This window comes from Microbacterium sp. ZW T6_19 (assembly GCF_044987465.1).
Classification (GTDB): Bacteria; Actinomycetota; Actinomycetes; order Actinomycetales; family Microbacteriaceae; genus Microbacterium; species Microbacterium natoriense_A.
This window is the reverse complement of the sequence record NZ_JBJDRH010000012.1, coordinates 78,784-92,789: the sequence shown is the minus strand read 5'-3', so window position 1 is coordinate 92,789 and position 14,006 is coordinate 78,784. Positions and strand designations below refer to the sequence as shown.

General features: G+C 68.4%; 14 protein-coding genes. 12 read left to right on the top strand and 2 right to left on the bottom strand.

All coding sequences use genetic code 11. The annotated features are described in order from the left end of the window. Nucleotides 1-939, bottom strand: coding sequence for a Ppx/GppA phosphatase family protein (locus tag ACI3KT_RS16330; RefSeq protein WP_404905586.1), 939 nt, complete (start codon nucleotides 937-939; stop codon nucleotides 1-3). Nucleotides 940-977: 38 nt separating this feature from the next. On the opposite strand from ACI3KT_RS16330, the gene coaA reads away from it, so the two are divergent. Further along, nucleotides 978-1,922: a type I pantothenate kinase gene (gene coaA, locus ACI3KT_RS16325; protein ID WP_292905597.1), complete on the top strand. Its 945-nt coding sequence runs from the start codon at nucleotides 978-980 to the stop codon at nucleotides 1,920-1,922. Between the two features lie 171 nt (nucleotides 1,923-2,093). Then, the gene (gene glmS, locus ACI3KT_RS16320) at nucleotides 2,094-3,941 is read left to right on the top strand and encodes a glutamine--fructose-6-phosphate transaminase (isomerizing) (RefSeq protein WP_404905585.1); all 1,848 of its coding nucleotides are present in this window, start codon (nucleotides 2,094-2,096) and stop codon (nucleotides 3,939-3,941) included. A gap of 130 nt (nucleotides 3,942-4,071) precedes the next feature. Here the strand turns inward: glmS and ACI3KT_RS16315 are convergent, their stop codons facing one another. Further along, nucleotides 4,072-4,938 (bottom strand): DUF559 domain-containing protein, encoded by an 867-nt coding sequence (locus tag ACI3KT_RS16315; RefSeq protein ID WP_404905584.1) that lies wholly within the window; start codon nucleotides 4,936-4,938, stop codon nucleotides 4,072-4,074. Nucleotides 4,939-5,188: 250 nt separating this feature from the next. Here ACI3KT_RS16315 and ACI3KT_RS16310 point away from each other — a divergent pair, with 250 nt between their 5' ends. The 10 genes from ACI3KT_RS16310 (at nucleotide 5,189) to ACI3KT_RS16265 (ending at nucleotide 13,706) form a co-directional block, all read left to right on the top strand. After that, a complete protein-coding gene (locus ACI3KT_RS16310) occupies nucleotides 5,189-5,548 on the top strand; it encodes a holo-ACP synthase (RefSeq protein WP_292905591.1) in 360 nt (119 codons plus the stop codon). Next, the gene (gene alr, locus ACI3KT_RS16305; RefSeq protein ID WP_404905583.1) at nucleotides 5,545-6,648 is read left to right on the top strand and encodes an alanine racemase; all 1,104 of its coding nucleotides are present in this window, start codon (nucleotides 5,545-5,547) and stop codon (nucleotides 6,646-6,648) included. The genes ACI3KT_RS16310 and alr overlap by 4 nt, the downstream gene beginning before the upstream one ends. Beyond that, nucleotides 6,645-7,136, top strand: a complete 492-nt coding sequence (gene tsaE / locus ACI3KT_RS16300; protein ID WP_404905582.1) for a tRNA (adenosine(37)-N6)-threonylcarbamoyltransferase complex ATPase subunit type 1 TsaE — start codon at nucleotides 6,645-6,647, stop codon at nucleotides 7,134-7,136. Before alr ends, tsaE begins: the two co-directional genes overlap by 4 nt. A gap of 188 nt (nucleotides 7,137-7,324) precedes the next feature. Then, nucleotides 7,325-8,110: a response regulator gene (locus tag ACI3KT_RS16295; RefSeq protein WP_404905581.1), complete on the top strand. Its 786-nt coding sequence runs from the start codon at nucleotides 7,325-7,327 to the stop codon at nucleotides 8,108-8,110. Nucleotides 8,111-8,281: 171 nt separating this feature from the next. Beyond that, complete coding sequence (locus ACI3KT_RS16290) at nucleotides 8,282-9,895, top strand: sensor histidine kinase (protein ID WP_404905580.1); 1,614 nt, start codon at nucleotides 8,282-8,284, stop codon at nucleotides 9,893-9,895. Next, the gene (locus tag ACI3KT_RS16285) at nucleotides 9,892-11,052 is read left to right on the top strand and encodes a hypothetical protein (RefSeq protein ID WP_404905579.1); all 1,161 of its coding nucleotides are present in this window, start codon (nucleotides 9,892-9,894) and stop codon (nucleotides 11,050-11,052) included. Before ACI3KT_RS16290 ends, ACI3KT_RS16285 begins: the two co-directional genes overlap by 4 nt. Next, entirely contained in the window at nucleotides 11,049-11,660 is a 612-nt protein-coding gene (tsaB, locus tag ACI3KT_RS16280; RefSeq protein WP_404905578.1) for a tRNA (adenosine(37)-N6)-threonylcarbamoyltransferase complex dimerization subunit type 1 TsaB, read from the top strand. The genes ACI3KT_RS16285 and tsaB overlap by 4 nt, the downstream gene beginning before the upstream one ends. Continuing rightward, nucleotides 11,657-12,187 carry a ribosomal protein S18-alanine N-acetyltransferase gene (gene rimI, locus ACI3KT_RS16275; RefSeq protein WP_404905577.1) on the top strand — a complete coding sequence of 177 codons (531 nt, stop codon included), beginning with the start codon at nucleotides 11,657-11,659 and terminating at the stop codon, nucleotides 12,185-12,187. Before tsaB ends, rimI begins: the two co-directional genes overlap by 4 nt. Further along, nucleotides 12,184-13,245 carry a tRNA (adenosine(37)-N6)-threonylcarbamoyltransferase complex transferase subunit TsaD gene (tsaD, locus tag ACI3KT_RS16270; protein WP_292905577.1) on the top strand — a complete coding sequence of 354 codons (1,062 nt, stop codon included), beginning with the start codon at nucleotides 12,184-12,186 and terminating at the stop codon, nucleotides 13,243-13,245. The genes rimI and tsaD overlap by 4 nt, the downstream gene beginning before the upstream one ends. Continuing rightward, nucleotides 13,242-13,706, top strand: a complete 465-nt coding sequence (locus tag ACI3KT_RS16265; RefSeq protein WP_307295156.1) for a hypothetical protein — start codon at nucleotides 13,242-13,244, stop codon at nucleotides 13,704-13,706. The genes tsaD and ACI3KT_RS16265 overlap by 4 nt, the downstream gene beginning before the upstream one ends. The last annotated feature ends 300 nt before the right edge of the window (nucleotides 13,707-14,006 follow it).

Genomic DNA, 14,006 nt, shown 5'->3' with positions numbered 1-14,006 from the left:
TCAGGCCCGACCGCTCCAGCTGAGCTGCTCGGTGTAGCGCAGCAGCACACCTTCGCGCAGCGCCCACGGCGACACCTCGAGTTCGTCGATCTTCAGCATCGTCATGGCGGTGTGCAGCGAGACGGCGGCCGCGACGATCTGCAGCGCCCGGTCGGCGGTGATTCCAGGCAGCTCCTGACGAGCGGATGCCGGAATCCGCGCGAGCCGCGGAATCCACGACCCGAGCGACGAGCGCGACAACACGGTGCGGTCGAAGCCGAGACCCGTCACCTCGCGGCCGGCGAGGTTCGCGAGCGAGCGGATCGCCTTCGACGACCCGATGACGTGGTCGGGGCGGGGGAGGGCCATGATCCTCTCAGCCACGGGAGCGAGCACCGTCTCGGCATGCGCGCGGAGCTGAGCTGCGGCATCCTCGCCGGGCGGGTCGTCCGGCATGAACTGCACCGTCATGCGACCGGCACCCAGAGGCACGGATGCCGCGACCTCGGGCACCTCGTCTGCCCCCGCCGCGAACTCGAACGAGCCGCCGCCGATGTCGAAGAGCAGTATGCGCCCGGCATCCCATCCGAACCATCGGCGCACCGCGAGGAACGTCAGCTCCGCCTCCTGCTCGCCGGTCAGCACCTGCAGGGGCTGTCCGAGTGCCGACTCGATGCGGGCGATCACGTCGTCGCCGTTGAGGGCTTCGCGCACCGCGCTCGTCGCCGTGGCGAGCAGGGTGTCGACGCGCTCGGCCTCCGCCATCGATCGTGCGCGGGTGACCGCTGCGACCAGCGCCTGCACGCCTTCTTCGCTGATGGCGCCTTCCGGAGTGAGGTAGCGCATGAGCCGCACGACCGTGCGATCGCTGGTCGTCGCCAGAGGGCGGCCTCCCGGGCGGGCATCCGCGGCCAGGAGGTGGACGGTGTTCGAGCCGATGTCGAGAATTCCCAGACGCACGGGAAAGAGACTACCTGCGCCGCGGATACCATTGAGCCGTGACCACTGTCGACCCCACGCTCCCGCTGTCTCCCTATCGGGAGATCGGCCGGGCGGAATGGGCACGGCTCGCAGCGGGGCTGGACCAGCCGCTCACCGAGACCGAGGTCGTCGAGCTCCGTGGCATCGGAGACCGACTCGACCTCACCGAGGTGCGCGAAGTGTATCTGCCGCTGAGTCGCCTGCTCTCGCTGTACGCCACCTCGACCAAGAGACTCGGGGCCGCCACATCGTCATTCCTGCAGGAGGACGATTCGACCACTCCCTTCGTCGTCGGCGTCGCCGGGTCTGTGGCCGTGGGCAAATCGACCATCGCTCGTCTGCTGCGCGAGCTGATGAGCCGCTGGCCTGGCACGCCCCGCGTCGAGCTCGTGACCACCGACGGGTTCCTGTATCCGAACGCCGAGCTCGAGCGCCGCGGCCTCATGGAGCGCAAGGGCTTTCCGGAGTCGTACGACCGAAGATCGCTCATCCAGTTCCTCACCGAGGTGAAGAGCGGTGCGCCCGAGGTGCGAGCGCCCTTCTATTCGCACATGCGCTACGACATCGTGCCCGACGCGCACGTCGTCGTGCGGCGGCCCGACGTCGTGATCGTCGAAGGGCTCAACGTGCTGCAGCCACCGGCGGCGCCGAACGACGTGGCAGTGAGCGACCTCTTCGACTTCTCGATCTTCGTCGACGCCGACACCGCGCACATTGAGAAGTGGTACGTCGACCGCTTCCTCGCGTTGCGGCAGGGCGCGTTCTCGAACCCCACCTCGTACTTCAACGTGTTCGCGCACCTCACGGATGCCGAGGCCATCACGACGGCGCTGGGCTACTGGAACGAGATCAACATGCCGAACCTCGTCGAGAACGTCATGCCGACGAAGCACCGCGCGCGCCTCGTGCTCAACAAGGGCGCCGACCACGCTGTGGAGAGCGTGCTGCTGCGCAAGCTCTGACACGCGACGGATTAGTGCGCGGCGCGCGTTGCTCCGTCGGCGGTCGATGTTGAGCGGGCGATGGTCGTTGAGTGGGCGAAGCGAGACGAAACACACTGACGAGTCGGCGGTGCCACGGCATCCACTATTCGTACGGGCTCCTGCCAAAACTTCGCGCTTACCCTTGAACTTATGTGTGGAATCGTCGGATACGTGGGCCCGCGCCCCAGCCAGGACATCCTGCTCGCAGGGCTCGCCCGCCTCGAGTACCGCGGCTATGACTCCGCTGGCGTCGCCGTCATCGATGGCGACGGCACTCTCGGTATGCGCAAGAAGGCCGGAAAGCTCAGCATGCTGCGCGATTCGCTCGCCGAGGCGGCTCTGCCCGACGGGAGCACCGGCATCGGGCACACCCGCTGGGCCACGCACGGCGGCCCTACCGACGTCAACGCGCATCCGCATCTGGCGGACGACGACAAGCTCGCCCTGATCCACAACGGGATCATCGAGAACTTCGCCGAACTGCGCGATGAGCTACTCGCCTCCGGCGTGAGCTTCCGCAGCGAGACCGACACCGAGGTGGCTGCGGCTCTCCTCGGCCGCGAGTACCGCGAGAACGGCGGCGATCTGCAGCTCGCCTTCCGCGGTGTCGTGAACCGTCTTGAGGGTGCGTTCACGCTGCTCGCCATGCACCAGGACCACCCCGGCCTCGTCGTCGGCGCCCGCCGCAACTCGCCGCTCGTGATCGGTCTCGGCGAGGGCGAGAACTTCCTCGGCTCCGACGTGGCCGCGTTCGTCGAGCACACCCGCAAGGCTCTTGCCATCGGCCAGGACCAGATCGTGTCGATCACCCCTGAGGCCGTCACCGTCACCGACTTCGCCGGCACCCCCGTCGAGGCCGAGCCTTTCGACGTGTCTTGGGACGCCGCAGCCGCGGAGAAGGGCGGATGGTCGTCGTTCATGGCCAAGGAGGTCGCCGAGCAGCCCGAAGCTGTCGCGAAGACGATCCTCGGACGCATTCATGACGGCGAGGTCGTGATCCCCGAGCTCGACGGCCTCGACGAGCTCTTCATCGGCATCAACCGCATCATCATCACGGCATGCGGCACGGCATCCTACGCCGCCCTCGTCGGCAAGTACGCGATCGAGCAGTGGGCTCGCGTCGCGGTCGACGTCGAGCTCGCGCACGAGTTCCGCTACCGCGACCCGGTGATCGGCGCGGACACCCTCGTCGTCTCGATCAGCCAGTCGGGCGAGACCATGGACACGCTGATGGCCGTGAAGTACGCACGCGAGCGCGGCGCACGCACGCTCTCGATCTGCAACACCCAGGGTGCCACGATTCCCCGTGAGTCGGATGCCGTCGTCTACACGCACGCGGGCCCCGAGGTGGCCGTCGCCTCGACCAAGGCGTTCTCGGCGCAGATCACCGCGCTGCTGCTGCTGGGCCTGCACATGGGACGCGTCCGAGGCACGGTGGCCGATGCGTCCGCCGATGTCGCCGAACTGCAGGCGCTGCCCGAGAAGATCGCCAAGGTGCTCGCCTCCGAGCAGGAGCACGTCGAGCAGCTCGCCGGCTGGATGGCCGACACCCGCTCGGTGCTGTTCCTCGGACGCCACGTCGGCTTCCCGATCGCGCTCGAGGGTGCGCTCAAGCTCAAGGAGATCTCGTACATCCATGCCGAGGGCTTCGCAGCGGGAGAGCTGAAGCACGGTCCGATCGCGCTCATCGAGCCCGGCCAGCCCGTGTTCGTGCTGCTGCCGTCGCCGCGGCACTCCGCGCTGATCCACTCGAAGGTCGTCTCGAACATCCAGGAGATCCGCGCTCGCGGCGCCCGGGTGATCGTGGTGGCCGAAGAGGGCGATGTGGCGGTTCTGCCGTTCGCCGACGAGGTCATCCGCATCCCTCTCGCGGGTGCGATGCTCGAGCCGCTGCTGTCGGTCGTGCCGCTGCAGATCTTCGCGATGGCGCTCGCCACCGCGAAGGGGCTCGACGTCGACCAGCCCCGCAACCTCGCGAAGTCGGTCACGGTCGAGTAAGAATCGTCTCCGTTGGACTGGACATTCCGGTTCCTCTGGTCCCGTCGGTCGGCTCAGATTCCATCTGCAAGCCCAGAACCCGGTTTTCGGCCTGCAGACGGAATCTGAGCTTGCAAACGGGACACGGCTGTCATGCCATCGAGCGCGCCAGCGCGGCCAGGATCGCCGCGACTACGCGATCCCACTCGTAGATAACCATCGCGTAGTCGAAACGCAGCGTTTCGTAGCCTAGGACCGACGACTTCGCATCGCGAGTCAGGTCGTTGTGGCGCCGCTCGGCGCCCGCGTGATTCTCGCGTCCGTCGACTTCGAGGATCACCCGGTCGATCACGAAATCCACAGTCCCGACACCGGGGATCCTGACCTGTGACTCGAGCGTGAGACCCAGTAGATGCAGCCGGAACCGCAGCAGCGATTCCAGCCCGCTCTGCGCGTCCGGGCGCGCCAGGTCCAGCATCCAGCCCGCGGAATCAGGGAGCTCTTTGCGGATCCGGCGGCGATCGGATGCTGAGATCTTTCGTTGATTCCAGGCCGACTCGTACGCGGCGAAGAACGCTTCGCGATCGAGGCAGCGAAAGGCGTGGATGAGTGCGACGACGACTGGAGCGTAGCCGAGTCTCGCCGTGCCGGGAGAGAAGTGCGTCGTGCAGAAGGCCTTGCATTGAGGATGCGCATGCAGGCGGCCGGAATCACCGAGCCAGACATGCACCTTCTGATCGGGTCGAGGCAGCGTCCAGATTCCGTGATGGCGCAAGGCATCGGCGCAACTCAGCGCGCCGCCGTGCCGCGCGGCGATGATGAGTTTCGGGTCGGCGTCGGGCAGGGCGAGAACTCCGCGGCGAAGCCGCGCGACGGCGCCGGCGGTGACGGCATCCGCCAGTTCTCGCTTGGTGCACCCGTGGCGCATGAGCCACGCGGTGCGGGCGACGCCGTCGGTGTTCGTGAGGAGTCCGGCCGGAGTGAGCATCGCACCAGCATCCGACATCCGCTTGGTCATCCGGATGCCGGAGCACGTGATTGTGGATGGATTCAGCGGATGGGCGATTGTGGAGGAGAAGTGGCCGTCCCGTTGGTCGGCTCAGATTCCGTCTGCAGGCCCAGAACCCGGTTTTCGGCCTGCAGACGGAATCTGAGCCTGTAGACGGGACGGGATTAGGGACGGGACCAGGGACAGGGATGGGGAGGCCAGGAGTCGGAGGGGCCGGACCGTACGGCGGGATCGCCGGGCCCACGGGTAGGCTGAACGGGTGATCATCGGGACCGGCATCGACCTCGTGGACATCCCGCGGTTCGAGCGGACCGTCACGCGGACCCCGAAGCTGCTCCAGCGGCTGTTCACCCCCGCAGAGCAGACTCTGCGCCTGCCGTCGCTCGCGGCGCGCTACGCCGCGAAAGAAGCCCTGATCAAGACTCTCGGGGGCTCCGACGGCGTGCACTGGGCCGAGATCGAGATCGCCTCGGCGGCCTCCGGCGCGCCCCATTTCGTCCTCAGCGGCAGCACGGCTCAGGTCGTGCAGGACAGGCGGATCACGAAGCTGCATCTGACTCTGACCCACGACGCCGGATTGGCAGCCGCGTTCGTCGTCGCCGAAGGAGAGCCACTGTGACCCTTTTCCGAGAGGCGACGATCGACCTCGACGCGATCAGCGACAACGTCCGCCACTTCCGGCGTCTCACCGGTGTGCAGGTGATAGCCGTCGTGAAGGCCAACGCTTACGGTCACGGTGCCGCCGCGACCGCGGTAGCTGCACTCGCCGGGGGCGCCACCCGACTCGGTGTCGCAGAGATCCCCGAGGCGCTCGAACTGCGCCGTCAGGGCATCACGGCGCCGATCGTCGCGTGGCTGCACGCCCCTGGGGAGAGGTTCGAGTCCGCCGCGGCACAGAACATCGAGGTGGGCATCTCCTCGTTCGACCAGCTCGAGGCGGCCGCGAAAGCCGCTGAGGTCGATCGCCCCGTCGGCGTGCATCTGAAGCTCGAGACCGGTCTCTCGCGCAACGGCATCCCGCCGGCCGACTGGAACCGTGTGCTCGCCGAGGCCGCGCGTCTCGAGCGCATCGGCCGATTGCGCATCGTCGGTCTCTTCAGCCACCTGTCCAACGCCTCGCCCGACGACGACCGCGCAGCGCTCGCGAAGTTCCAGCAGGGTCTCGCGACCGCCGAGGGATTCGGCATCCGTCCCGAGATCCGGCACATCGCCGCCACCGCGGCCGCGATCGACCTCCCCGAGACGCGCCTCGACGCCGTGCGCATCGGCATCGGCCTCTACGGTCTTTCGCCCTTCGACGACCGCTCGTCAGCCGAACTCGGACTGCGGCCCGCGATGACGCTGCGCGGATCGATCGCGGCTGTGCGCCGGGTGCCTGCCGGCACGGGCGTCTCCTACGGATACGATCACCGCACCGACCGGGACACGACCCTCGTGCTCGTGCCCCTGGGGTACGCCGACGGGGTGCCGCGCAGCGCCTCCGGCAAGCTGCCCGTCTCGATCGCGGGCCGTCGGTTCGTCAACGTCGGCCGCATCGCGATGGATCAGTTCGTCGTCGACGTCGGAGACACGGCGGTGTCGATCGGCGACGAGGTGGTGCTGTTCGGCGACCCCACCCTCGGCATGCCCTCGGCCACGGAATGGGCGGATGCCGCGGGCACGATCAATTACGAGATCGTCACCCGTATCGGCGGGCGGGTGCCCCGGAGGGCGTCGTGAGCGTCGATCCTTCTCTGCTCGGCCGGCGTGACGTCGCCACGAGCGAGGAGATGGAGAGGCTCGGCTTCGCCCTTGGCGAGACCCTCGAGCCGGGTGACCTGCTGATCCTGACCGGCCCCCTCGGTGCGGGCAAGACGACCTTCACGCGGGGGCTCGCCGAGGGACTCGGCGTGCGCGGCCCCGTGCAGAGCCCGACCTTCGTGATCGCTCGCACGCACCCCAGTGTCATCGGACGCGCGCCGCTCGTGCATGTCGACGCCTACCGTCTCGGCTCCGGCGCAGAACTCGACGATCTCGACCTGGATCTCGCACGCTCGGTCGTCGTGATCGAGTGGGGACGCGGCATGGCCGAGGACCTCGCGGACTCGTGGTGGGACGTCGAGCTGGAGCGCCCGGTCGGGAGCGACGACGACCTCGACCCATCCGAGCTCGACGCCGATGCACCGCGCGTCGTGACGATCACCCGGGTGACCGCTTCCGCCGCGTGACCGCACCGAGCGGATGCCGGGCCCCTGCCGCAGACCGCGGCGGTGCGCCTTCTGGTCGCGCGTTCGCGCGGGAGCGGCGTGAACGCGCCCCTCGACGTCTCGGGACGGAATCGACCCCCGATCGCTAGAATGCGAGACACGGATTCGCGCGACCCATGGCGCGCGGGCGCTCTCAGCGTGGGGGAGACATGGTCGAGCACAGTGCACGTGCGCGTGTCGCGGTCATCATCGAAGACGACCCGGATGTGCGGAGCCTGCTCGACGAGGTCTTTCTCGCGGCCGGCTTCGCGACCGTGCTCAGGAGCGATGGCCCGTCAGGACTCGCGGCGATCACGCGGCACGAGCCTGCGATCACCACACTCGACGTGAACCTGCCCGGCATCGACGGGCTCGAGGTCGCTCGCCGCATCCGCACGATGAGCAGCACTCACATCATCATGATCTCGGCACTCGGCGATGAATCCGACGTGGTGCTGGGGCTCACCAGCGGTGCCGACGACTATCTCGTCAAGCCATTCCGGCCACGCGAACTGCGTGCGCGGATCGAGGCGTTCATGAGGCGCCCGCATAGTGCCGCCACCGCGGAAGTCCAGGCTGCGCGGCAGTCGAGCACGCCGCAGACCACGGCTTCTTCGCGCAGATCCATGCGGCATCTCGATCTCATCGTCGATCCCGACACTCACACGGTGCAGGCCGGGACGGGCGAGGTCGTGCTCACCCCGACGGAGTTCGTGTTGCTCTCGGCACTTCTCGAGTCGCAGCGGCGCGTGCAGAGCAAGGCCGACCTGGCCCGGCTGGTGCGCACCGCATCGGGTGCGGCCTCTGACTACATCGCGGCCTCAGACAAGCGTGCAGTGGAGGTGCACATGACGAATCTGCGCCGCAAGATCGGCGACACCCCCACGAGTCCGCGCTACATCGAGACGGTGCGGGGGGTGGGGTACCGGCTCACCACGGGGGAGGAGAGCGGATGATCGGTAGCCGACGAGGCCGCGGCTCCCCAGAAACCGCAGCCTCGGCATCCGCTTCTCCCCAGAACGCGGACCGGCCCCACCCAGCATGCTAGGGCTCTCGAGCTTTCGAGTACGTCTGCTCAAGACGTTCTTTCACCAATCTTGCGTCAACCTTGAGGAAGCGAGGGGATCATGACCCGCACGCTCTCCATATGGCGATGGCAGCTGATCTTCACCGGCAGCATGATCGCGATCACGGTCGCGATCGCGGCCTTCAAACCGGCCTCGTTCGGCAACCCCCTCGTGGTCGCGGGTCTCGGGATGATCCTGGCGACGACGATCGTGACCCTCGCCGTGCCGTGGCAGAAGCTGCCGCGCTCTGCGGTGGCGGCGGTGCCCTTCCTCGACGCTCTCGCGATCGGATTCACGACGAACGCTCCGGACAGCCGGCTCGGGTTCCTGTGGGTCTTCCCGATCACGTGGCTCGCGACGTTCTTCACGCTGCCCTGGGTGTTCGGGGGCATCGCGTTCGTCGCACTGTGCCTCGCCGTCTTCGCAGACCACAGCGGCACGCAGGCCGACATCGTGCTGCGCATTCTCAGCGTGGTGTTCACGCTGAGCTTCCTCGGAACGACGGTGCGCCTCGGCGCGCATCGGTCCCGCGCATCTCGCCGCCTCCTGAAGCGGCAATCGGAGCAGGCGGCGAGAGCGGCCGAGCGCGCGGAGATGCAGCAGATGAGGGTCATTCAGATCATCGACGCTCTCGACATCGCCCTCGTCGTCGTCGCCGAGGACCAGCGGATCGTCAGGATGAACGGGGCCTACCGCACACTGTACGGACGCGACAGGTACGGAGCCGTTCTGCCGTCGGCGTCCGTCGAGTACGACGACCGACGGGGAAGCCCAGTCCCACCCGAGCGCACGACCCTCGTTCGCGCCGCGGCGGGTGAGCGGCTGCAGAGCGAGCGGGTCTGGCTGTTCGACAGCGGCGGGTCCTGGCACGCCCTCGATGTGAGCACGCACGCGATGGCCGGCGACGCCGATCAGCTGACTCTCGTGATCATCGATGACATCACCGCCCTGATCGACGCTGATGTGGAGCGTCGAGCGCTCACGGCGATGGTCTCGCACGAACTGCGCAATCCCCTCACCGCGATCATCGGCCATGCCGACCTGCTGCTCGAGCGCGACGATCTGCCCGAGCGCGTGATCGGGCAGGTCGGGGTGATCGTGAACGCGGCCGAGCGGATGCAGCGACTCGTCACGGGTGCGCTCGACGATCCGCGCGGCGGTGAGGCGGAGCACCAGCGTGTCGACCTGCGCGAGATCGTCGAAGCCTCCGCCGCCTCCTACGCGCCGATGGCTGCTGCCGCCGGGCTCGATATCGGCATCCAGGGAGCGACCGAGCTCGTGATCCTCGGTGATGCGTTCCGGCTGCGCCAGGTCATCGACAACGTTCTCAGCAATGCGGTGAAGTACACACCTGCCACGGGCAGTATCACCGTCGTGCTGGTCGCCGGTGAGGCAGCCGAAGTCGTGGTCGTCGACACCGGCATGGGCATCGCCGAGGCGGAACTCGGCAGACTGTTCGAACCCTTCTTCCGCACCGATTCGGCGATTCGCGCCTCGATCCCCGGGACGGGCCTCGGCATGGGCATCGCCAGAGACATCGTCGCCATGCACGGCGGCACCATAGACGTGCACAGCGTCGAAGGCGATGGTACGCGCGTCACCCTGCGTTTCCCGATTCCGCCCGCCCCAGCCGGCGCCGACTCTTCAGTCGGCCCTTCAGAAGGAGTCCTGTGATCAGCGCAGCCCTCGCGCCGTTGAACGTCGACGTGACGACCAGCATGGTCGCCGTCGTCACCGTGCTGGCGGTCTTGGTATCGGGCCTCGCCACGCTCGCCAAGCCGAGTCGTGCCACGATCGCGTGGGGCACGGCGTACGCGATCGGCATCTTCGGCGCGTACCTCTGGCTCGGCGGATACCAGCTCGACGATCCCGTGATGCGCGCGGGAGCCTCGGCGATCCTGTTCAGCTTCGAACCGCTCGTCTGGTGGGGGCTGCGTGCTTTCGCGGGAAGACGCCCGATCTGGTGGCCGGTGATCGCGTTCATCGCGCTCGGTCCCGTGCTGCTGCTTGGCACCGCGGGGCACCCGGCATATCAGGTCGCGTTCCGTGCCCTTTTCCTCACCGCGAGCGTGTTCGCGGGGCTCATCGTCTACGAACTGATCCGAATGAAGAACGTCGACCGCGACATCACGATGCCGCTGATCCTCGCCTCGGCGACGTTCGTTCTGCTCGCCGTCGTCGCGGTGATCTCGGCGTTCGCGGTCGACGGGCTGACGGCCGAGCAGCAGCTCGGCATCCTCCGCGGCACGAACAGCACGGGCGCCATGGTGATGAGCACATGCGCGGCGTTCACTCTGATCCTGCTGGTCCGCACGGATGCGCCGAGCCGGGGCGGCTGGGACGAGCAGATCGAACGGTCCCGTCGGCGTCTGGCCCGAGCAGAGGCCCAGGGCGATGACGCGTGGTCAGTGCTGGATGTGCATCTGGATGATCAGGTCGATCTGCGCGAGGCCCTCTCGGCGACGGTCTTCGCGGAGGTCCGCGATCGCTTCCACGCCGATGTCGAGCGCTCCGTTCCCGCGGCGGCAGACATCCATTGCATCGACGACGGCCGGGTCATCGTCGTGATAGGCGCAGGGGAAGAGGCGATGAGGCACCATGTTCCCGCACTGTTGAGCCGGATATCGTCGATGGGCGAGGGGACGGCGGTGCCCGGCATCCGCGTCTCGGCGAGCGTCGGATGGGCGACGGCGACGACCTTCGGGTTCGACTACGACATGCTCGTGGTCGCCGCGCATCGAGCGGCGGATGCCGCGCGCGCCGCAGGAGGTGACCGCTGGGCGCGCGCGGAAAGACCGGCCTCAGCTTCCCCGGCTAACCTGGAAGCGTGATTCTCGCCGTCGACACCTCTCTCGGTACCGCCGTCGCCCTCGTCGACGACGACGGAACGCTCCGCGCCGAGGCGGCGACGACCGACCCGCTCGGCCATGCCGAGGTGATCGGTGACCTGCTCGCCGATGCGCTCGCCGAGGCAGGCGCCGGTGAGATCACGCACGTCGTCTCCGGTATGGGCCCTGGTCCGTTCACGGGGCTCCGCATCGGCATCGCGGCCGCTCGTTCCTTCGCGATGGGCCGCGGAGTTCCTGTGATCCCTGTGCCCAGCCATCTCGCCGCCGCTCTCACGCACACAGGTGACGGTCGCTTCGCTATCGTCACGGACGCCCGCCGCCGCGAGGTCGCGATCACCGTGTTCGACGGGACGGATGCCGATGGCCTCCCCTCGGTCGTCGCAGAGACGACGCTTGTGCGCGCCGTCGACGCGGACGCGCATCTCGCGGGCATCCGGCGCATCGACGTCGTCACTCTCTCGGGTGCCGATCTCGCGCGCGTCGGCGCGCTGGCGCTCGCCGCACAGCGCACGCTGACCGACGACGAGCCGCTGTACATGCGCCACCCCGACGTGGTCGTTCCCGGAGCGCCGAAGAAGGTGGGGCTGTGACGCTCAGAGCGGCGACTCCTGACGATCTCGACGGCATCATGGCTATCGAGAAGGCGTCTTTCCCGACCGATGCGTGGAGCGCCGAGGCGATGGCCGCTGAACTCGCCTCTGCCCACAACAGTTATCTCGTCGATGAGGCAGACGGTTTGGTGATCGGCTACGGAGGTGTGCGCGCTCTGAAGGGAGGGGCGGATGCCGACATCCAGACCATCGCTTTCGACGCCGCACAGCGGGGAAGGGGTCTCGGGCGGGCGCTGCTGCGGGCGCTACTCGAAGCGGCGTCGGAACGCGGGGCGCGCGAAGTCTTCCTCGAGGTGCGCGCGGACAACCCCGCAGCCGAGGGCCTGTACCTGTCGGAGGGGTTCGCGGAGATCGGGCGGCGCCCCGGCTACTATCAGCCGGATGATGTGGACGCGATCGTGATGAGGCTCGATCTTCGGCGTCGGGCGCTCTCGGCCGCCGAGCGAGCGGAGCGAGTCGACGTGACGACGCGCGCGGTGGATGACGAGAGCGGGGTGCAGGGATGACTGGACCTCTTGTCCTCGGCATCGAGACGAGCTGCGACGAGACCGGCATCGGCATCGTCCGCGGCCGCACGCTGCTTTCGAACACGATCGCGTCGAGCATGGACGAGCACGCCCGCTACGGCGGCGTCGTGCCGGAGGTGGCCGCGCGCGCGCATCTCGAAGCGCTGCAGCCGTCGATCGACGCGGCGCTGACGGAGGCGGGCGTCGCTCTCGACGACCTCGACGCCGTGGCCGTCACGAGCGGACCCGGCCTCGCCGGCGCCCTGATGGTCGGGGTCGGCGCCGCGAAGGGCCTCGCCGTCTCGATCGACAAGCCCCTGTACGCCGTGAATCATCTGGTCGGGCACATCGCCGCAGACATCCTCACTCCTGATGCCGAGCCGCTCGAGTATCCGACGATCGCGCTGCTCGTTTCCGGCGGGCACACGTCGTTGCTGCATGTGCGAGATCTCACGACCGATGTCGAGCTGCTCGGTGAGACCGTCGACGACGCGGCCGGCGAGGCGTTCGACAAGGTCGCGCGGCTTCTCTCCCTGCCCTACCCCGGCGGGCCCGAGATCGACCGGGCGGCGCTCGACGGCGACCCGAAGGCGATCCGCTTCCCTCGTGGCCTGTCGAAGGCGTCGGACCTCGCGAAGCACCGCTACGACTTCTCGTTCTCGGGTCTCAAGACCGCGGTCGCACGATGGATCGAGCGATGCGATGCCGAGGGCATCGACGTGCCGGTGGCCGATGTCGCCGCGAGCTTCCGTGAAGCCGTAGTGGATGTGCTCGTGACGAAGGCGCTGGCCGCCTGCGAGGACCTCGGTGTTCCACGCTTGCTGCTCGGCGGGGGAGTGATCGCCAACCGCCGCCTGCGCGAGGTCGCGCTGGCCCGCGCCGAGGCCGCCGGGGTGACCGTGCGCATCCCCCCTCTGTCGCTCTGTACCGACAACGGAGCCATGATCGCGGCCCTCGCCGCCGAGTTGATCTCATCGGGGCGTCGTCCCTCGACGCTCTCGTTCGGGGCGGACTCGACGCTGCCCGTGACCGAGATCCAGGTGGCCGAGCGATCATGACCATGTCCGACGACGGGCTGCACGCCAGCATCGACAAACCCAGCGGCGAGGTCGAACGCCCCGCCGGGGCCGCGCGGCTGCCCGGCGCTCGTCGGGAGGGTTACACGAAGCTCCCCACCGGGCCGGTCGGCATCGAGCCGGTGGTCGCGACCGGCCCCCACCTCGAAGCGGATGACGGCGACGAGGAATGGTCGCCGAGCGACGCTCCCGCACGGGCCGACGACGCGCGCCTCGCGCCGTGGGCGCTGCTGGCGTCGATCGTCGCACTGTGCGCCTCGTTCTTCGTCGGATGGGGGGTCCCTGTGGCGATCGTCGCGGTGATCGCGGCGATCATGTCACTGCGACGCCCCCTCGAGAACCACGCGATGGCGCGCTGGGCGCTCGTGCTGGGCCTCACCGCCACCGCCTACAGCCTGGGCTGGCTGGTCTGGGCCGGTCTGCAGTTCGAGCGGTTCGGCTGAGCGGATGCCGGACGCCGAGGCCATCGTCGAGCTGCGCTCGCTGCAGGAGCGCGCGTACGGTCGTGGCGGAGGTCTGTCCGATGCGGATGCCGCACGGTTGAGGGAACTGGAGGGGTTGCCGGCTGTCGAGCGAGGGAGTGCGACGGCTGAGGAGCCCCGGGTCGTTGAGCGAGGGAGCGAAGCGACCGAGACGAAACGCGGTTCTTTGCATCGATTTCAGGGCACGGGCGATTCGTCTCCGTCCGGTCGCTCGACGACCGAGGCGCGCTCGACGCCCCGGCTGCGAAGTGGCCTTCGTGC

Coding starts and splice junctions, on each gene's coding strand:
- ACI3KT_RS16265 (WP_307295156.1), top strand. CDS start 13,242: ATGACCATGTCCGACGACGGGCTGCACGCCAGCATCGACAAACCCAGC.
- ACI3KT_RS16290 (WP_404905580.1), top strand. CDS start 8,282: ATGACCCGCACGCTCTCCATATGGCGATGGCAGCTGATCTTCACCGGC.
- tsaD (WP_292905577.1), top strand. CDS start 12,184: ATGACTGGACCTCTTGTCCTCGGCATCGAGACGAGCTGCGACGAGACC.
- ACI3KT_RS16315 (WP_404905584.1), bottom strand. CDS start 4,938: ATGACCAAGCGGATGTCGGATGCTGGTGCGATGCTCACTCCGGCCGGA.
- ACI3KT_RS16295 (WP_404905581.1), top strand. CDS start 7,325: ATGGTCGAGCACAGTGCACGTGCGCGTGTCGCGGTCATCATCGAAGAC.
- glmS (WP_404905585.1), top strand. CDS start 2,094: ATGTGTGGAATCGTCGGATACGTGGGCCCGCGCCCCAGCCAGGACATC.